Annotated in this window: 18 protein-coding genes and 1 pseudogene; 4 read left to right on the top strand and 15 right to left on the bottom strand. The window is 43.3% G+C overall.

The genetic code is table 11. The features are described 5' to 3' along the window. Positions 1–2: 2 nt before the first annotated feature. From NBH01_RS20750 to NBH01_RS20810, 14 genes and pseudogenes are all read right to left on the bottom strand, one after another. Positions 3–1,043, bottom strand: a complete 1,041-nt coding sequence (locus tag NBH01_RS20750) for a nucleotidyltransferase family protein (RefSeq protein WP_221647439.1) — start codon at positions 1,041–1,043, stop codon at positions 3–5. Positions 1,044–1,048: 5 nt separating this feature from the next. Further along, the gene (locus tag NBH01_RS20755) at positions 1,049–1,756 is read right to left on the bottom strand and encodes an acylneuraminate cytidylyltransferase family protein (RefSeq protein WP_221647438.1); all 708 of its coding nucleotides are present in this window, start codon (positions 1,754–1,756) and stop codon (positions 1,049–1,051) included. A gap of 21 nt (positions 1,757–1,777) precedes the next feature. After that, positions 1,778–2,875 carry a UDP-N-acetylglucosamine 2-epimerase gene (gene neuC, locus NBH01_RS20760; RefSeq protein WP_048696359.1) on the bottom strand — a complete coding sequence of 366 codons (1,098 nt, stop codon included), beginning with the start codon at positions 2,873–2,875 and terminating at the stop codon, positions 1,778–1,780. Between the two features lies 1 nt (position 2,876). Continuing rightward, positions 2,877–3,887 carry an N-acetylneuraminate synthase family protein gene (locus NBH01_RS20765; protein ID WP_250700267.1) on the bottom strand — a complete coding sequence of 337 codons (1,011 nt, stop codon included), beginning with the start codon at positions 3,885–3,887 and terminating at the stop codon, positions 2,877–2,879. After that, on the bottom strand, positions 3,887–4,531 hold the full coding sequence (locus tag NBH01_RS20770; protein ID WP_157998592.1) for a PglD-related sugar-binding protein: 645 nt from the start codon (positions 4,529–4,531) through the stop codon (positions 3,887–3,889). The genes NBH01_RS20765 and NBH01_RS20770 overlap by 1 nt, the downstream gene beginning before the upstream one ends. A gap of 15 nt (positions 4,532–4,546) precedes the next feature. Beyond that, a pseudogene (gene mce, locus NBH01_RS20775) lies at positions 4,547–4,953 on the bottom strand (methylmalonyl-CoA epimerase). A 24-nt stretch (positions 4,954–4,977) separates the two neighbouring features. Continuing rightward, positions 4,978–6,192 (bottom strand): LegC family aminotransferase, encoded by a 1,215-nt coding sequence (locus NBH01_RS20780; protein WP_250700268.1) that lies wholly within the window; start codon positions 6,190–6,192, stop codon positions 4,978–4,980. Positions 6,193–6,248: 56 nt separating this feature from the next. Then, on the bottom strand, positions 6,249–7,457 hold the full coding sequence (locus tag NBH01_RS20785; RefSeq protein ID WP_221647436.1) for a UDP-N-acetylglucosamine 4,6-dehydratase: 1,209 nt from the start codon (positions 7,455–7,457) through the stop codon (positions 6,249–6,251). 225 nt (positions 7,458–7,682) lie between these two features. Continuing rightward, entirely contained in the window at positions 7,683–7,904 is a 222-nt protein-coding gene (locus NBH01_RS20790) for a hypothetical protein (RefSeq protein WP_221647435.1), read from the bottom strand. A gap of 505 nt (positions 7,905–8,409) precedes the next feature. After that, a complete protein-coding gene (locus NBH01_RS26610) occupies positions 8,410–8,538 on the bottom strand; it encodes a hypothetical protein (RefSeq protein WP_260458571.1) in 129 nt (42 codons plus the stop codon). Positions 8,539–8,572: 34 nt separating this feature from the next. After that, positions 8,573–10,498: a polysaccharide biosynthesis protein gene (locus tag NBH01_RS20795; protein WP_250700269.1), complete on the bottom strand. Its 1,926-nt coding sequence runs from the start codon at positions 10,496–10,498 to the stop codon at positions 8,573–8,575. A gap of 53 nt (positions 10,499–10,551) precedes the next feature. Then, entirely contained in the window at positions 10,552–10,905 is a 354-nt protein-coding gene (locus tag NBH01_RS20800) for a UpxZ family transcription anti-terminator antagonist (protein WP_250700276.1), read from the bottom strand. A gap of 7 nt (positions 10,906–10,912) precedes the next feature. After that, on the bottom strand, positions 10,913–11,491 hold the full coding sequence (locus NBH01_RS20805; protein ID WP_008763899.1) for a UpxY family transcription antiterminator: 579 nt from the start codon (positions 11,489–11,491) through the stop codon (positions 10,913–10,915). Between the two features lie 350 nt (positions 11,492–11,841). Continuing rightward, entirely contained in the window at positions 11,842–12,798 is a 957-nt protein-coding gene (locus tag NBH01_RS20810; protein WP_008765099.1) for a tyrosine-type DNA invertase cluster 3b, read from the bottom strand. A gap of 87 nt (positions 12,799–12,885) precedes the next feature. On the opposite strand from NBH01_RS20810, the gene NBH01_RS20815 reads away from it, so the two are divergent. The 3 genes from NBH01_RS20815 (at position 12,886) to NBH01_RS20825 (ending at position 14,689) form a co-directional block, all read left to right on the top strand. Continuing rightward, positions 12,886–13,284, top strand: a complete 399-nt coding sequence (locus NBH01_RS20815; protein ID WP_129655178.1) for a DUF4119 family protein — start codon at positions 12,886–12,888, stop codon at positions 13,282–13,284. Between the two features lie 227 nt (positions 13,285–13,511). Then, on the top strand, positions 13,512–13,877 hold the full coding sequence (locus tag NBH01_RS20820; RefSeq protein WP_008765097.1) for an SH3 beta-barrel fold-containing protein: 366 nt from the start codon (positions 13,512–13,514) through the stop codon (positions 13,875–13,877). Between the two features lie 26 nt (positions 13,878–13,903). Beyond that, positions 13,904–14,689 carry a DUF4373 domain-containing protein gene (locus NBH01_RS20825; RefSeq protein ID WP_008763177.1) on the top strand — a complete coding sequence of 262 codons (786 nt, stop codon included), beginning with the start codon at positions 13,904–13,906 and terminating at the stop codon, positions 14,687–14,689. A gap of 94 nt (positions 14,690–14,783) precedes the next feature. Here NBH01_RS20825 and NBH01_RS20830 read toward each other — a convergent pair whose 3' ends face one another. After that, positions 14,784–16,235: a DUF3078 domain-containing protein gene (locus NBH01_RS20830; protein WP_011107340.1), complete on the bottom strand. Its 1,452-nt coding sequence runs from the start codon at positions 16,233–16,235 to the stop codon at positions 14,784–14,786. A 184-nt stretch (positions 16,236–16,419) separates the two neighbouring features. On the opposite strand from NBH01_RS20830, the gene pyrG reads away from it, so the two are divergent. Beyond that, positions 16,420–18,033 (top strand): CTP synthase, encoded by a 1,614-nt coding sequence (pyrG, locus tag NBH01_RS20835; RefSeq protein WP_008763175.1) that lies wholly within the window; start codon positions 16,420–16,422, stop codon positions 18,031–18,033. Positions 18,034–18,060: the final 27 nt, after the last annotated feature.

Here is an 18,060-nt window from a genome sequence, read left to right on the forward strand (position 1 = left end):
CATTACTTCAAATGTTTCACTAATTCCTTTGCTCTCTCATACTCCTGGTACGTGCCAATGTCTATCCATGTGCCATTGAGAGGATAGCGGATGACTTTCTTACCCTGGGCAATGAGCTTCTCTACAAGGTGAGTGGCATGGAAGAAAGTATCTTCTGGAATCTCAGCAAGAGCGCGTTTCTTGATCAAGTAGATGCCTGCATTGGCATAGTAGTTATACTTGGGTTTCTCGATAAGTCCCTTAATGTTGTGGCCATCGAGATCGAGGATACCGAGTTCGATGCTGATGTTGTAAGGAACTGCTGCTACCGACATCTCTGCATCATGTATTTGGAAATGCAAGAAGAAATCCTCATAGTCAATGTTGGTGAAGAGGTCGGAGTTCATCACAAGGATGGTATCGTTGTAGAAGATATCTACAAACTTGATGCTACCAATAGTACCCAAGAACTTTGGTTCACGGAAAGTGCGAACCTGTACGCCATCGTGAGGAGTATCAAAATGTTCCTCTATCTGTTCACCAAGGTAGTTGACAGTTACATTGACGTGCTCCACTCCATAGGAAATGAGGCGATCAACATTATGGTCAATGATGCACTTACCTCCTACTTCGAGAAGAGGCTTTGGTGTCTTCTCAGTAAGCGGACGAAGGCGCTCTCCCTTGCCACCTGCCATCAGGACGGCATCGATGGGAAGTTTCGACTTAAACTTCTGGAGATTGACCACATCCACCACATGATTCTCGCCATCGAGAATTGGGATGAACATGATGCGACGATCGCGGAATGAGCGCAAGTTTGCTACTGTAAACTCCTCTTGACGGATGAACTTGTAGTCACGATGCATCACCTTGTCGAGCGTACAGTCAAGACCATGACCGTTGACCAAAGCGCGACGGATATCACCATCGGTGAGCGTTCCAATGATTTGTGCGTTGTCGTTTAATACGAAGAGGGTAAGTGTTGCATTCCTCAGATTGTTGAGAGCAATAAGAGCATCCTTGATGGTAAGGCTGCTGTTTATGCAATGGGATTCAAAAGTCATATTCCTTAGAGTTGTTTTGTAAGTTGTAGATAGTAAAGTTTGGCTTCTGCCTCAATGAAATCCTCCTCGGTATCAATATCAGTGGAAAGGAGGTCGGGCATGACATACTTCTTGCGTTTAAAAGCACCCATACCTTTTTCGAGTAGCGATGTAACCTTCATGGCATAAATGGAGCCATTGAACTCGAAGTATTCACTCTTGAAGTCCTGACAACGACCATAGTTCTTCTTGAGTGTAGGTGTAAGGAAACCATTCTCATTCTCATGGCACATAACGGATGCTGCATGAGACTTGCGAACAGACACTACCATATCGCACGTATCATCAATCAAGGAGAGGACATTGGTGATGTCCTCCTTACGACGAAGAGGTGAGGTGACCTGAAGAAGCACCAGATACTTGTAGTCCTTACCCAGTTGCTTGTAATAATTGACAGCATGAACCAATACATCGTTGGTAGTAGCTGTATCGGATGCCAGTTCATCGGGACGCTTAAAAGGGACATGATAGCCACAATCACTCACTACAGAGATGATGTCATCGCTATCGGTAGATATGCAGATGTTACCATCATCAGTCAGCTGACGAGCAATATCCAGACTATAACAAATAAGTGGTTTGCCTGCAAGAGGTTTGATGTTCTTCTTAGGTAAACGCTTACTACCCCCTCTTGCTGGTATGACAAACAGTACCTCATTTATATTGATTTCCATACACCAATACTTCGGAATAATTTAGAATTTGATGGATTTGAGGACGCGAATAATCTCGGCAATGCTTTGGCCTCGCCCATAGATGTATTCTTGCTCGGGAACCGATAGCTTGCCATCAATAATATCACAGATAGTAGATTGCAGAAGTTCGATGTCGGATTCTGTATTGATAACCGACTTGGGAGCATTGCGTCCACTCTGGCGCTGGCCTACATTGACGGTGAACTTGTCGAAATAAGGCACCTCAATCACGCCACTGCTAGAGTTACCGATAACGAAGAGACAATTATCGATGGCAGCATGATAGTTCTTTACTCCCAAATTAGGAATGACAATGACATTCTCGTTACTGCTCCATCGGTTGATAACATCGAGGATAACCTCTGAACCATCGTCATTGTTTGGATAAGTAATCAATATGCGCTTGTCCTTCTCGATGATCGTGCGGATAGAAAGTTCCATAGCAGCGGGAATATCGAACGAGCCTACGGTCTGAGAGTGGTAAGTCATCAAAGCAAACGAGTCCCTTTCGAGACGAGGATCGAGGTCGGTCAAGTCGCGTGGGGTCTTGAGGTAGTTGACGATATTATCCACAGCCGATGAGCCTACGAGATGAATGGTGTCGTTCTCTATGATAGGTATCTGCTGAAGTCGCTCATACGCATACTTATTGGTAACGAAGTGAACAGATGAGAAATTGGAAATGTTGTAGCGGTAGATATTGTCAACAGCCCCCTTGGTGATCTGACCTCCGGCAAAGTGTGCTACAGGTATGCGCAAGAAATGAGCAGCCAAAGCACCTGCGTATGCCTCTAGACGGTCGCCAATGAGATAGAGTATGTCAGGACGATTAGATATGAGACCTGCAGAAATAACATCAATGAGTGCTACGAAATCATCTTTCTTATCTCGCTGCTTCTCGGTATAGCAAGGCATCTCTACGATGAGCCCAAAGTTATCAGCTTTCAGTTCGTTGATGGTTAGACCATACTTCTGCTGAAAGTGCATACCTGTGGCATAGATAACCAAAGTAAAGAAAGAGTCCTCAGAGACGCGCTGGATGAGCTGACGCATAACACCATATTCAGAGCGTGCTCCTGTTAAAAATCCTATTTTCATCTTAGTCTATGAATTCCTTGCGAATAACACGATCTGCCTCAATATCTACCAACAGGCGATGACCGATAACCTGATCCTGCTCGATAGGCAAGAATCCGATACCGGGACGCTTGAAGCAGAAATCCTCTTTGGTAATGATGTCACCAGTCTTCATCGGGTGCTTGGTGATAAGGCTCTTGCGCGCCACACGGCTGATCTCACGCTGGCTCTCGCTGAACTGACGTTCGAAGCTGCCCAAAGCCATCTCAACGTGACGAACAGCCGATATCAGAGAGGTGAGCTCAGGGATGTCGATAGATGCCTTGTGGTCGGGTCCATTGGCATTCTTATCAAGGGTGACGTGCTTCTCAATCATAGTAGCACCCATGGCTGCAGCTGCAATAGCACACTCGTTGCCTACGGTATGATCTGAGAAACCGACCTTGCAACCGAACTTCTCCCCAAGAGTGAGCATATTGCGAAGGTTGACTTCCTCGTACTTGGCAGGATAGTTGGAGATGCAATGCAGAACGGTAATGTCCTTCTGCGAATGACGATTGAGCAATGCAAGTGCCTTCTCAACCTCCTCGTATGTAGCCATACCAGTAGAGAGAATGATAGGCTTATTCCGCTCACTGATGTAGCCAATCATATCGAGAGAGAAAATTTCACCCGATGCAATCTTGTAGTAAGGCATGTCGAAATGCTCATCAAGATAGAGCAGACTTTCGAGGTCGAATGCCGAACATACATAATCCACCCCACACTCTTTACACTTCTCGAATAGAGGGATGTGTGCCTCACGCTTGAGCTGGTAGCTCAGGGACATTTCGCGAGCACCCTTTGCTTTGTCATTCTTCTTCTGATAAGAAGCCTTGAAAGAATCATCACTATAGAGCAGATAGGGGTCAGTCATCTGAAACTTAACGCAATCGACACCGGCTTCTGCCATTTTTTCAATCATAGTAAGTGCAGTTTCTACACTACCATTGTGGTTAGGACCTACCTCACCAATCAAATACACCTTATCCATTATTTCTTTTCTACTAATTTAGCAGGACTACCGAAATAAGTGCGCCCTGCCTCTGTACAGTTTCTGTTTACAAGACTCTTTGCGCCAATGAGCACGTTATTAGTAATTTGTACGCCATTGAGGACGGTACTGCTATTGCCGATGAGTGTACCTTTGCCAATGTAGCAGTCACGTCCGATGCTGGAACCGGCTACGATGTGTACGTACTCGTCAACTACAGTATCGTGACAAACGAGCACACGATCACCGATCATAGCATGTGCCTTTACCACAGCACCTGCCTGAATGATGGCACCATTGCGTAGGATAACACCTTCCTCAACGATAGCACCTCTCTGAACCACAGAGTACTTGCCATTAATAACAGGAAGGATGAAACCGTAAGACTTAACTTTGTTAGTGATCTTCTCTTTGATAGTGCAGTCGTTGAGGTGATTGCCTGCTCCTACTACGGCATATTTTACACCTTCTGCAAAGAGCTTAGACAGCACTTCCTCGTCCTTGCCGAGATACTTGTAGCCAAGGATGTCGCCATTGTCTTCAAGGTCGGTATAACCTACGATCTCGTACTTCTCTTCGTCTTCTATGTAATTGATGGTGCACTTTGCAAATGGACCACCACCTACTAAAACAAGCTTTTCCATATTCATTATAAGAATTTATGATTCACACAATTCAGTTAATACACCACCAGAACTTTTTGGATGTAAGAAAGCAATCTGCAGACCTTCGGCACCCTTATGGGGACTTTTATCGATTAGACGAATGCCAGATTCTTCGCATTGTTACAAAGCCTTGCCCACTCCTTTTTCAATGGCGTATGCGATATGAAGTGCCCCCGGGCCCTTGGTGTCCAAGAACTTTGCTATCGTGCAGTCTTCGGATATGTGGGTTCGAACTGTTCTATCTTCACATCGCTAACCTTCAGAAATGCGGTACGCACCTACTGGTCGACTACCTCTTCAAGATTGTAGCACTTGAAGCCCAAAACACCTTCGTAGAAAGCCAGCGACTCCTCGATGCTCCTTACGCCAATACCCATATGCTCAATCTTATCAAATTTCATAGTGGTGGGATGTACTATGTTGGTTTAGAGATCTTCAAGACGTACGCTAGAAGGGATATTTACTACACGATCAGCGAAGTAGATGGTATTCTTGAGACCATCGTTCTGGCAGTTCTCGAACATAGGTAAACGGTTCATGAGCTCCCAGATAGGACGGGTCATGACACCATTGTCGTTGGTCTGCTGTAGGAAGTCGAGCTGAAACTCCTTATCCTTGAGCACCACGGCTGATAGCCAGTAGTTAGAGAAGGTATTCTCAGGTTCTGCGAAGAAGTCGATGCCATCTACGTTCTTAAAGTGCTCGATGTATTCAGTAGCTACCTTGCGCTTGCTAGCTACATATTTGTCGAGGTTCTCCAACTGAGCGCAACCAAGGGCTGCATTGATATTAGGCATACGGTAGTTGAAACCGATGTGGTCGTGACGGAACTCCCAACAATGAGGAATCTTGGCCTGAGTGGTGATGTGTTTTGCGTAGGCCCCGAGCTCTTCGTCCATGAAGAGCATCATACCGCCCCCACCGGTGGTGATGGTCTTGTTGCCATTGAAAGAAATTGCTCCAATACGTCCAAAGGTACCGGTGTGCTGCCCCTTGTAGGTTGAGCCTATAGACTCAGCCGCATCCTCAACGAGTTCGATGTGCCACTCCTTACAAAGAGCTGCAATCTCCTCGATACGAACAACATGACCGAAGGTGTGCATAGGTACGCAAGCCTTGATGCGACAACCGGTATACTTGTTGTAGCAAGCGAGCTCGTCCTCACGGAAAGCGAAGTCCTGTGACTCTGGGAGTTCTGCGATGCGAGTGTTCTTACGAATCTCTGCATTTGCCTGCAACCACTCCTTCATAGCATCAGGCGAAAGGCCCATAGTGCTCTTATCAACATCAAGGAACACAGGATGTGCACCAATGTATGAAAGGGCGTTACAGGTGGCGATGAAGGTGAGAGCCTGAGTGAGCACCTCATCGTCCTTCTTCACACCTGCGAGCAGGAGCGACATGTGGAGGGCGTTGGTTCCACTCACGCACACTACGGCACGCTTTGCGCCTGTATATTTAGCCATATCTTCCTCAAAGCGATCGACGAACTTACCTACCGACGAAACGAAGGTGGTGTCAATGCACTCGTTGAGATATGCTTTTTCATTGCCTGCGAATACAGGAACAGCAAGAGGAGTGAACTCCTTGTTGCCATAAACGGACTTGATAAAGTCTATAGTGGATTTAAAATCTGCCATGATCTTGTTTCTTTAAAGCACAAATTATCGTAAAATACCCACGAATTATCCGTGAATTACATTTTCTGATCAAGATTCTTTCCCTTCTCCTCATGCTCGAAGTTAGGGATAAACTTTTTAATGGATTCTACAACGTCTGTCTTGGTGAAGCCTTCGTTCTGGAAAATGCCCTCGAGTTCGCCAAAGAAAGCGTTCACCTCATTCATTGGTCGACGGGTACTTTCGCAAACTACACCGAGACTCATGAAGCGCTCCATATCAACCTTCTCACCAAGTACATAGAACTCCTCGTATGCCTTTTCACCGGTAGTATCGCTCTTGAAGTAAACAACAGGATAAGTGTCAGACTCATACGACATCTGAGCTGCATACTGCTTAGCCTCAAGATCATTCTTGCACTCTACCTTGGTGAAGCCTTCTGCCTTCACGAAGTCATCGCAGATAGCTGAAAAAGTGAGCATCTGGTCTTCGCCCAACTTTGGAAAGAACACCTCGCCACTATTACCGAGGATACAAGCGAGCATACAAATCTGACCTGACTCCTCAGGACTGACAAAGTAACGTTTTACATCTGAAGGTGCTGCCAAAGGTTGCTTCTTCTGGAAGCGATGGATCCAACCGTCAGGAAGTGAGCCATTGGAGAAAGCAACATTGGCAAAGCGTGCGGTAGTGACCTTGAAGTGGAAGTTATATGCCATCACGAGGTCTTCCATGATGCGCTTGCTAGCACCCATTATGTTCACAGGATTTGCAGCCTTATCGGTGGAAACACAGAAGAAATGCTTAGGCGGATATACACAAAGAAGATCCATCAGTTTCTTGGCCTTGATGTCGTTATTTTCAATGAGTGCCTGAACAGAGTACTTGTCTTTCTCTGAACGTACATGCTTGTGAGCAGAGAAGTTGGCAACGATATCGAAGCCTTTTTCCTCACGGAAAATGCGCTCGAAAATAGGATCTGCAAAGTTGAGGGTGTAACAACGAAACTCATCGGGTACGTAAAGACCTTCGGTTGAACGTACGTCACGAACGAGTTCAGCCAAACCATTCTCATTGAGATCAATAACAACAACTGAAGCGGGTTCGAAACGGAGAACTGCCTTGATAAAACTAGAACCGATTGAACCGGCACCTCCAATTACGCACACTTTCTTATCTTTTATCTCAGCGATAAGAGTCTCCTTGTTTGCCTCAATATCTGTAGCAAACATGCTGACTGGACGATAAGTCACTGAATCAGCGATGAATTTCTGTAAATTGAACATATAATTAATGTGTTATTATTGTCTGCGAAATGTATATCAAATGCTTCGTGATGCTCGTTGATGAACTGTTGTGCACCTTTGACAACAATCGCGAGATAACCACCACCTCCTGCTCCAGAAATCTTCCAAGCAAGAACATTCTCCAACGAGCTATATGTATCGACAGTTTGTTGGATATAGCTATTATCAAGTTTTGGATGACCAACATAAGTAGAAGTTACCATACTAGGGGAACATAGCTATCTGTGCATTGAAACTAGCCATATAAGATGTTGCAAACTTATCAAGATCATGAGCGATAATAGTATCCCAACAATCACTTGCTGCTTTTGCAAGAGCTTTTACCTTATCTGGTGTAATGTCTTTTCCTTCGACAACGGAGCAACCCGTTTTGCGAGGCTCCATAGGTCTCATAACTAAATGCTCTTCAAGGAAGCGCAGAGCCATCTCATCATTAGTGTATTCTATCTTTTGAGGCCCAAAGTTCTTGTCGTAATAATGACAATAAAAACCTGGGATGCAGATTCCAATAGAGTCCTGTGCCCAGAAGTATGTCCGTCTTCACGTTCAGAATTGTTCTCAAAGCAGAACACGAGTCATGCGAGCATCTTTAGGTCCATCATTGGCAACTTCACCGGCCATATCTTTTGAATCATCTTGCGTGTAGAGGTAGAGAGTCCACAGCGGTCACGAACCTCAAAAGTTGGTTCAAAGAATATAGTTAGCGCCCATCCTGGGTGATACTGACTAATATATGGTTGGTCTATCCATGTACCTGCAAGATCCAAACGAGTAGGAATATCCTGTTAGCAATCCTAACGTAGTCACGATTAGTCAATGATACTACAAACTGTGGATGCCCCTTGCACAAATCTAATGCTGTTATTGTCATAGTCGTATTGAGAAGAATATGGAATTCAGAATGATCTGATGAGTGGTCACCCTTCTATTTTTATTCATATGTGTGGAACCAGGGCACATCGACTGCCGTCACCCAGTGATGCTGCGCCCAAAGCGTTGCTATACTAGGACCAACATAGCCGGTACCTGCAACAGCAATCTTCAATTCTTTTGTATCCATTGTTGATTTATGTTAGTGTTATAGATTATTCTGGTTATTTATCCAAAACTTCAAATCTCGGTGAGTTCTTGGATTTAAACTCAGGTACCACTTTCTTCATCAGCTTCACTGTATCCATGATCTTTACCGTACGGGATAACTTCTCGAACTCTCCATAGGTATCAAGGATATCAGTGTATTCATAATGACGTACCTTCGCTATCATTATCTTCTTATTCTCAGTAGGGATTGTGTTCTCTTTATCACTCAGGACTTCTTCATAAAGCTTCTCACCCGGACGCAATCCCGTAAACTCTATCTCAATATCCTCACCCGGACGATAACCGGCAAGTTCGATCATACGGGTGGCCAGATCAACAATCTTCACGGCCTTACCCATTTCAAAGACAAAAATCTCATTGCCTTCACCCATCATAGCAGCTTCCATTACCAAGCGACAAGCTTCGGGGATAGTCATAAAGAAACGAATGATATCGGGGTGAGTCACTGTGACAGGACCGCCATTCTCAATCTGTTCCTTAAAACGGGGAATGACAGAACCGTTACTACCCAAGACGTTACCAAAGCGGGTAGTGATAAATTTGGTACGACCTTTTACTTTTCCCTCACGGATAGCACAGCCCAGACTCTGTACATAGATTTCGGCTAATCGTTTCGAGCATCCCATGACATTGGTAGGATTCACCGCCTTATCGGTAGAAACCATGATCATCTTCTCGGCTCCGTATTCAACTGCCATATCGGCAACCTGGCGAGAACCGACAACGTTGACCAGCACAGCTTCACAGGGATTCTCTTCCATTAACGGAACATGCTTATAGGCAGCGGCATGAAAGATGATCTGAGGCTGATAAGTTTCGAAGACCATACGGAGACGTTCTTTCACACGGACATCTCCAATGACAGGAACAAAATCAAGACCGGGATAATTCTTCTCAAATTCCAGACGGACATTATGCAAAGGTGACTCGGCGGAATCAAACATGATCAGCTTCTTGATGCTCATCTGAGCCAGTTGCCGGCAAAGTTCACTACCAATACTACCGGCAGCTCCTGTCACCAACACAACCTTACCACAGAACTCAGTCATCACCTCCTCCATATTGATATGAATTTCTGAGCGACCCAGCAAGTCTTCAATCTTGATAGGGCGTACCCATTGGTGGAAACTGCCGTTTTCGTCAGCCTCACTGATACTCGGAGCAATCAACGTTTTCAATCCACTCCTTTTACAATACTGAAGCAGGCGGTCTTCCTCTTCACGGGTATTCTCGTAACGGGCAAACAGGATGCCGCCGATACACTTCTTATGAATAAGCTTGTTAAAGCACTCTTCATCCTTAAATGAATAAACGGGAAGATCAGCCACACGCCGGATGGAGTCGCCTGTTCCGTAGATACAGAAGCCTACCACTTTATAGTGGGAGCTGTTCATTAGCCGAACTTTCAATGCCACACTCTTATCATCAATACCATAGATCAGAATATGCATATTCTTCTTATTCAGCATATTCAGCAGGAGTTCATAAACCAGAATCAGCTGAATACGGAAGCCTACCATGGCAATAAAAGTAAGCATACCATCAAACAGTACAAAGACTATTTTCTGACTATTATGCAGTCCCGTCTGAGGCAGAAAAAGCCAGATAGCCATTGCGATACAGACAGCCTTTATCAGTGCACTTCCGGCAATTCTCCATAATTCCTTCAACTGGGAAAAACGGATCGTATTACGGTAGGTATGAAATAAAAAGGAACCTAAGACACTGGAAATCACAGAAATCGCCAAAATATGGAAGAGAGAAGTGATTTCTTTAGAAGTCTCCGTTATATAATGAATGCCAATAAATGACACCCAGGTACAAATCAAAGCTATGAACGTATCAATTCCTAATACAATCCAATAACTAAAATAGTTTTTCTGCAAATATTGAACAAAACGGTCAAATGCGTGTTTCATAATTTAAATACCCCAATAAATTATAAAGTCTTTTTTCAAAAAAAGTAGATTTACTATGACAATAGTTTATCGTAGATTGTGTGTAACTGAATTTTCAATGGTGAAGGCAATTGGTTTTTCAGAATCATTTGCGAACGCCTCAGAACAGTTTCTTTCTTTGCCTCATCCTCTGAATTGGCATACATAGACACACTATATCCCATCAGAAGAGACAGACACAAAGCAGCTTCCTGCTCGGCTGTCTTACCGTGACAAGGATACAGATCATTGATCTGTTCATGGATTTCTTTATTCAGTAGTGAAAGATCATCAACATACACACCCGCCATATAATTACTTTTATGGAGCAGAGCATGAACAGTATTTTGAAGTTTATCGATTTTTTCTTGTAAACAGGAAGTCGTCATTACCCACTTAGTTCTTTTCACCTATAGGCTCAACATAGCCAATCGGCATGTCTACGCAGGCGCAACCAAGCATGTTCAGTCGAACAGCAATCTTACTTTTACCATCTACATTGACAAGCTCACCCACAAGCCCCTGCAGAGGTCCTTTAATTACTTGAACTTTCTCACCACGTGCCAAAGGAGAGCTATTCATACAGATTGTTTCATCCGAATAATCAAGCATGAAACGAAAACGTGCCATCTGGTCGTCAGGAATAACAGCAGGACTGCTTTCGCCGCGCATCACCATATAGCGGCTCACAGTAGTAAAATTCAGGACTTCCATACGTTCTTTCGGATCAGCGTGTACAAAAACCATCATCGGAAGAAGAACGGATTCAACTAATTTACGGCGATCACTCCATTGATGGATTTCCTTCTGAACAGGTACAAAATTCTCAATCCCCACCTTGTTCAAATACTCGGAAACCTTCTTTTCATGATGCATACGAACTAATGCAACATACCAGCGTTTTGAGTGTGCTACGCCTTCCCCTGTCCCATAAATAGGCCCAGCATTTAGTGATTTCTCTTTTGTTAAAATCATACTTTTTTACCCCATGTTTTTCCGTTACTTCTTAGGTAACGGAAAAGTACACTTCATAATAAATCGGGAGGAAAAAGTCGAAAAGTACCGACTAATGAGGGTTGAGAGCATCTTGGCTTTAGAGAAAGTAGAGATTCTTAGGAAAATTGGGCATATAAATTCCTAAGCATGAAAATAGGCCTTTTTCATGTTCAGATACATTTTTTTTCAAATTCAGGGTTAAATCGAAAAAAAAGTAGGTTTTTATTTGTTTAATACATGTGTTTTTGTCTATCTTTGCGTCAAATTTAAATCCGTTACCTAAGAAGTAACACACCAGAATCAGTGCTGATTATCAATATTTTAACCATTCAAATTCGACCTAGAGGGCAAGTCTTCACGTAATGCAAATTCTTACGATTTACCTCTGTACGCTCTTTCAACTCAAACCCCTTCAGATAAATTTGTGTCGTCTTTATAGACTTATGCCCTAAAGATTCACTGATCATTTCAATTGGAACTCCACGGAACTTTGCAGTAGTTGCCCAAGAATGGCGAATCGTGTAAGAAGTTACCGGAGAAGTTAGGTGCAAAGCCCTCGCCAAACTTTTCAAATGATTATTAAACCGGCGAAGTGCAGACTGATATTCACGATAAGCACGTTCATCCTTACGTTTCTTATCACCGGAAAGGATACTAAAAAGGTAATCGGGGCAACCCGGACGCGATGACTGGGAATTGCGAAGCTGATTCATCATTTCCTTAGCTGTATCCAAAACTTCCACACTCATTGGAGTTCTGGTTTTAATTCGATTATATCGGAGCACATTACAATCTAAAGCCGACTTTTCCAAATGAGCAAGGTCAGCAAAAGACATCCCACAGAATTGAAACATCAAAGCAGCAATCGATTGTGTGCGCCGCAAACAATCCGTCTTGGGATCTTCGTAAAGAAGCCGTCGGAGTTCACTCACCGGAAGAGCCCTTTTCTGACGGATATCCACTCCTGTATACACATCACGGAACAGACCATGTACATAGGGCGCACTACCCAACTCTACCCCACGGTTATAGATACTGCGAAGCATACGCATATACGTTGATACCGTATTCGGTTTTAAGCCCGAATCATACAGATGTTCCCCGTAACGACGCAATCGGTCACGAGTGACTTGCCTGAAAGATACACTGGCATTACCACAAAATTTATTAAAAGAGAAAAGAGCATTTTGATAGACATGTGCCGTAGAAAAACGACCTTCTTTTCGTAAAAGGCCGATGTATAGTTCCCCACATCGGCTAAATCCATTTTTATTCATTATTTGCATCACTAGTTATTTTATATACAATTATAGGGCGAAAATTTGGAATTTCCATCTTAATGCCATTTATTAATTTTATTTAAATCAAAAGAAATGACAACGACAAAAAAATGCCTAAAAAATGCAACTGGCACACAAAAGAAGAGAAGTCTTGAAACTGATTATCAGGATGATGACGAAATTATTGACATCGAAGAGGTCAGAAAAAGAAATGGCATCACAGGTGAAAAAAAACACTATTTCATTGCCTGTCTTCGCACTTATTACGAAGATGACGAGTTTAATTCCTACGTAAAATCTTTAACAGGACTAGCCAAGTACATTGCAGACTGGAGAATCTTTTACGTAAACACACATCATGGATATAGATTAATGAAATTCAGGAGTATACTCAGCGAAATTAGCAGTTTAAGCAAAGGAATCGGAATAATTTCGAAGCACGAAAAAGAAGAGAAAGAACAATACAAATCAAAGTATCACAGTAGAAAATAGCAAGAATAATTGGAGCGAAAAAATACAACTTATACTTTTGCCCCCGTTTTTTAGATAAAGAAATGAACGAACTATCCTGCAGAAATTATAGTGTCACTATAACAGCAAGATAGTGTCACTATCCCGGCAGGATAGTGTAACTATCATCGCACGATAGTGTAAGCATCCTACAGATAGTTCCGCCTTTTCTTTAAATATAACTATTTTACTAACAAATTTATAATGTAATGACAAAAGAAAAACGGCTGATAGCCACTAACAAAACAGAAGAAGAAAGAGATCGATTAACAGAAGTATGGAAAAAACGTATCGTATCAGAGAAAGGTTATTCGGAAACGATCGCAGAACGAATAGCCGAAAAAGTGAAATCACTGGCAGACTACATGCAATATGGCCATGCCATCATCGCATATTACAGACAGAACGGTAGTTTTCAGTTAGTTACAGGCACTCTTATTTCTTATTCCAAAGACTTTCACCACTCTTATGACATGAAGCAGGTACACAGTACCTTCATATTCTGGTGCATGGAAGAGAAAGGATGGAGAACCTTTCAGATTGAGAATTTTCTCGATTGGAAACCAATTGTATAAACTTAAAAACAAACAATAAGACTGATATGAGTACAACTTATTTAAGCGTAGACTATTTCCCGCTTACTGTAAACTTTTTCGACAGAGATGCCATTGAACTGGCTGAAGCCAAATATGGCATCAGAGTGGATGGAGCTGTATGCAAACTTCTATGTAAAATATTCAAAGAAGGATATTACATCCCATGGGGTGAGGAACAATCGTTGATTTTTGCCCGCAAACTGGGAGGAGAACTGAAAGGAAAAGAGATAGACGGAATCATTCAAATTTTGCTTGACAAAGGATTCTTTGACAAAGAAAGCTATGAGAAGTTTCAGATATTGACTTCCCTTGAAATTCAGCACATCTGGATAGATGCTACCTGCCGCAGGAAAAGAAAGTTAGAAGATTTGCCCTACCTGTTAGTCAATGACACCCAAAAACAGGAAAAGGAAAATAATACAAAGGATGCAAACAATTCGTCAGTACAAGGTGAATTGAAACTGGAAAATGAGAACATTTCACCCGAAATTGCTGACATTTCCGGACAAAGTAAAGGAGAGAAAAGGAAAGCAGAAGAGGAAGAAGACAATACGGCTTCGCCTTCGCTCGAAATCCCCGGTTATGCCTACAACAAGAGTACGCACAACGTCAAAGGACTTCTGGACAGCCTGGCACAACATGGAGTAACAAACAAGAAAGAAATTACAGCTATTCTCAAGCTGTCGGATTACGGAAAGAAGGGGACGCAGATATGGATCACGCTGTCTACCACCAAGTGGGGAAAGATTGATAATCCGGGAAGGTATATCATTTCAACGTTGAGGACATAGAGATAAAATAAGGCACGGATTATACGAATTAACACGGTTTTTAGTTACTCAATTCCTGAAACCGTGAAATCTGTGTAATCCGTGCCTAAAAAAATTACCACTTATAGTTAATACCGAAGCTCAGCAATTCCTTCAGCTGGAAGAAGCTGCCATTTTCAACGGTTGGTTTTGAACTGTCGTCAAAACGGGCGTGTACGTAAAGTTTAGTAGAAAGATAGCGGTTCAAAACAAAGTTGAATGTATTCTCCCACTCCACACGTACCCATTCGTAATTGGTCAGATAGTTCAGACGGGATTCCAGCGAAACAGCCGAAATGATTTTCCAGTTGAACGTTGACTGCAACTGAGAACCGAAGTCGTTTTTAGAGCATTTGCCTTTCTCCAGACCGAACTTGGTTTCATCTACTTCCGAATTGTCGATATATCGCAAGTTATAAGTCAGCGGACCGATGAAAACAGAAAGATTGAATTTCTGCTTATTCAATTTGTAGTCCATACCGATACTGACTGCCAAATCCGCCGGAGACAGGAATGCGGAAACAAGTTCTTCGCTATTGGCTTTGTAACCGTGGCAGAACTGAGTCTTAAACTCGGAAGAAATAGTATAGTACCAGTTCTTTAACGCTCTTAATCCTAACTTATTGTACAGACGGAACTGGTCGGTATTAATCAGGTAATCATGGAATTTATCCGACGGTGTGGATGTCATACCCAGTTTAGCCTCCAACTGATTTTCGAAAAGGACTTTCTCATTATCATTGTAATTGGCATAAAGCTGCAAGGTAGCCAGACCGGCAAAGTTACTTTCTCCTCCCTTGTACCAGTTCTCAGAAAGGTGGTTCTGGCTGATTTGCAAAGAACCGTTACCTCCGGTAACCCACCAGTTAGGACGGCTGATTTTCATTTTTGCCTTGCCTACATCGTTGCTCATTTCTTCCGGCTGGAAAAGATGGACAACAGATGCCTTCGGAGAAATCTTCGGTTTCACATCCCTACGGAAGACATCACGGCTCATGATACGGTTTTCCGTGGTGACAACCAATTCCGGATGATTGAGATAAAGAGCCATCAGTGCTTTATTGACCGATTGATTGGCACGCTCGGACTTCGTATATGCCAAAGTATCATAAGGAAGAAGTTCCGCTGTCAACTTTTTCAAGTTGTCGGGCAAAGAGTCAAACTGTACCGGTTTCCAATCCACCTTTGAATACTGCGCCATCGGAGCATAATAATAGGCTAACGGAGTAAACAGACGAAAATAGTCAGGATCGGACGGAATATAACGTTCCGGTACAGACGGGTCATTCAGGTAGTCCAACTGACCGATATACTTATTATATAAGATTGATACAGTGTCCAATTTAGGAGTTTCTCCGGACAGATTCAATTTAAGCATTAAATACTTCTGAAGTTCTGACGAAAGCGTGTCTGCCTTCACAATTTTCGCTTTTGCCACTACGGTAGAAGGTTGAGTGGCGGTCTGTGCTGAAAGCGATAAAGATAAAGTCGAGGTAAAAACTACGAATGATAATAACTCTCTTCTCATAATATTCCTAATTTGGTGCAAATCTACATTATTTTGTTTAGAAAACATAGGAATCTTTCAAAATTGCATTTTTTAATAAAATTGTAGAGGGGAAAGTCTGCATTCTTCCCCTTTTTTTTATAATTTTGCGCTTTTTAAGTTCGTAAGAAACTACTAAGTAAAAATAATTAAAACAGTTATAGCTGTGGGAGAAACAAAGTATATTTTCGTCACCGGTGGTGTTGCCTCTTCTTTAGGAAAAGGGATCATCTCATCCTCCATCGGTAAATTGCTGCAAGCAAGAGGTTACAATGTAACCATCCAGAAGTTTGACCCGTATATCAACATCGACCCGGGAACATTGAATCCTTATGAGCATGGAGAATGCTATGTGACCGTAGACGGCCATGAAGCCGATCTTGACCTGGGACACTACGAACGTTTCCTGGGTATTCAGACTACAAAGGCTAACAACATCACTACGGGACGTATCTACAAAAGTGTTATTGACAAAGAACGCCGTGGAGACTATCTGGGTAAGACGATTCAGGTGATTCCTCATATCACGGATGAAATCAAACGGAACGTAAAATTGCTCGGTAACAAATACAAGTTCGATTTTGTAATTACCGAAATCGGTGGTACGGTAGGTGATATCGAATCACTCCCCTACCTCGAAAGTATCCGCCAGTTGAAATGGGAGTTGGGTAAGAACGCTCTTTGCGTACACCTGACATATGTGCCTTATCTTGCCGCTGCCGGAGAGCTGAAAACCAAACCGACACAGCATTCTGTCAAGGAACTCCAGAGCGTAGGAATTCAGCCGGACGTATTGGTGCTTCGTGCCGAACACCCGCTGAGCGACGGACTCCGCAAAAAAGTAGCTCAATTCTGTAATGTGGATGACAAGGCTGTCGTGCAGTCTATCGACGCAGAAACAATTTATGAAGTACCTCTCCTGATGCAGGCACAGGGACTGGACAGCACAATCCTTGAAAAGATGGGGCTGCCCGTAGGAGAAACTCCGGGACTAGGTCCGTGGCGTAAATTCCTGGAACGCCGCCATGCTGCTGAAACGAAAGAACCCATCAACATCGCATTGGTAGGTAAATATGACTTGCAGGATGCTTACAAGTCAATCCGTGAAGCATTGTCACAGGCAGGTACTTACAACGACCGCAAAGTGGAGGTTCACTTTGTGAACAGCGAAAAACTGACAGATGAGAACGTAGCCGAAGCCTTGAAAGGCATGGCAGGCGTGATGATCGGTCCGGGATTCGGTCAGCGTGGTATCGACGGTAAGTTCGTTGCCATCAAATATACACGTACACATGATATACCGACTTTCGGTATCTGTCTGGGTATGCAATGTATCGCTATCGAATTTGCCCGCAACGTATTGGGATATGCCGATGCCGACTCACGCGAAATGGATGAAAAGACTCCGCACAACGTGATCGACATCATGGAGGAACAGAAAGCGATCACCAATATGGGAGGTACGATGCGTCTGGGCGCTTACGAATGTGTGCTTCAGAAAGGATCAAAAGCATACCTTGCTTACGGCGAAGAACATATTCAGGAACGTCACCGCCATCGCTATGAGTTCAACAATGACTATAAGGCTCAATACGAAGCTGCCGGTATGAAATGCGTGGGTATCAACCCCGAATCGGATCTGGTGGAAATCGTTGAGATCCCGGCATTGAAGTGGTTTATCGGCACTCAGTTCCATCCGGAATACAGCAGTACGGTATTGAACCCGCATCCGTTGTTTGTGGCTTTCGTGAAGGCAGCCATCGAGAACGAGAAGAATTGACAATTGACAGTTGGCAATTGACAATTT

The sequence above is a fragment of the Bacteroides sp. B1-V-101 genome, from assembly GCF_023656585.1.
Taxonomy (GTDB): Bacteria; Bacteroidota; Bacteroidia; order Bacteroidales; family Bacteroidaceae; genus Bacteroides; species Bacteroides thetaiotaomicron.

What these genes read in the sequence shown, in the direction of transcription:
- NBH01_RS20750 (WP_221647439.1), bottom strand. Translation starts at nt 1,043, where the DNA reads ATGACTTTTGAATCCCATTGCATAAACAGCAGCCTTACCATCAAGGAT.
- NBH01_RS20755 (WP_221647438.1), bottom strand. Translation starts at nt 1,756, where the DNA reads ATGGAAATCAATATAAATGAGGTACTGTTTGTCATACCAGCAAGAGGG.
- neuC (WP_048696359.1), bottom strand. Translation starts at nt 2,875, where the DNA reads ATGAAAATAGGATTTTTAACAGGAGCACGCTCTGAATATGGTGTTATG.
- NBH01_RS20765 (WP_250700267.1), bottom strand. Translation starts at nt 3,887, where the DNA reads ATGGATAAGGTGTATTTGATTGGTGAGGTAGGTCCTAACCACAATGGT.
- NBH01_RS20770 (WP_157998592.1), bottom strand. Translation starts at nt 4,531, where the DNA reads ATGGAAAAGCTTGTTTTAGTAGGTGGTGGTCCATTTGCAAAGTGCACC.
- NBH01_RS20780 (WP_250700268.1), bottom strand. Translation starts at nt 6,192, where the DNA reads ATGGCAGATTTTAAATCCACTATAGACTTTATCAAGTCCGTTTATGGC.
- NBH01_RS20785 (WP_221647436.1), bottom strand. Translation starts at nt 7,457, where the DNA reads ATGTTCAATTTACAGAAATTCATCGCTGATTCAGTGACTTATCGTCCA.
- NBH01_RS20790 (WP_221647435.1), bottom strand. Translation starts at nt 7,904, where the DNA reads ATGGCTCTGCGCTTCCTTGAAGAGCATTTAGTTATGAGACCTATGGAG.
- NBH01_RS26610 (WP_260458571.1), bottom strand. Translation starts at nt 8,538, where the DNA reads ATGGATACAAAAGAATTGAAGATTGCTGTTGCAGGTACCGGCTATGTT.
- NBH01_RS20795 (WP_250700269.1), bottom strand. Translation starts at nt 10,498, where the DNA reads ATGAAACACGCATTTGACCGTTTTGTTCAATATTTGCAGAAAAACTAT.
- NBH01_RS20800 (WP_250700276.1), bottom strand. Translation starts at nt 10,905, where the DNA reads ATGACGACTTCCTGTTTACAAGAAAAAATCGATAAACTTCAAAATACT.
- NBH01_RS20805 (WP_008763899.1), bottom strand. Translation starts at nt 11,491, where the DNA reads ATGATTTTAACAAAAGAGAAATCACTAAATGCTGGGCCTATTTATGGG.
- NBH01_RS20810 (WP_008765099.1), bottom strand. Translation starts at nt 12,798, where the DNA reads ATGCAAATAATGAATAAAAATGGATTTAGCCGATGTGGGGAACTATAC.
- NBH01_RS20815 (WP_129655178.1), top strand. Translation starts at nt 12,886, where the DNA reads ATGACAACGACAAAAAAATGCCTAAAAAATGCAACTGGCACACAAAAG.
- NBH01_RS20820 (WP_008765097.1), top strand. Translation starts at nt 13,512, where the DNA reads ATGACAAAAGAAAAACGGCTGATAGCCACTAACAAAACAGAAGAAGAA.
- NBH01_RS20825 (WP_008763177.1), top strand. Translation starts at nt 13,904, where the DNA reads ATGAGTACAACTTATTTAAGCGTAGACTATTTCCCGCTTACTGTAAAC.
- NBH01_RS20830 (WP_011107340.1), bottom strand. Translation starts at nt 16,235, where the DNA reads ATGAGAAGAGAGTTATTATCATTCGTAGTTTTTACCTCGACTTTATCT.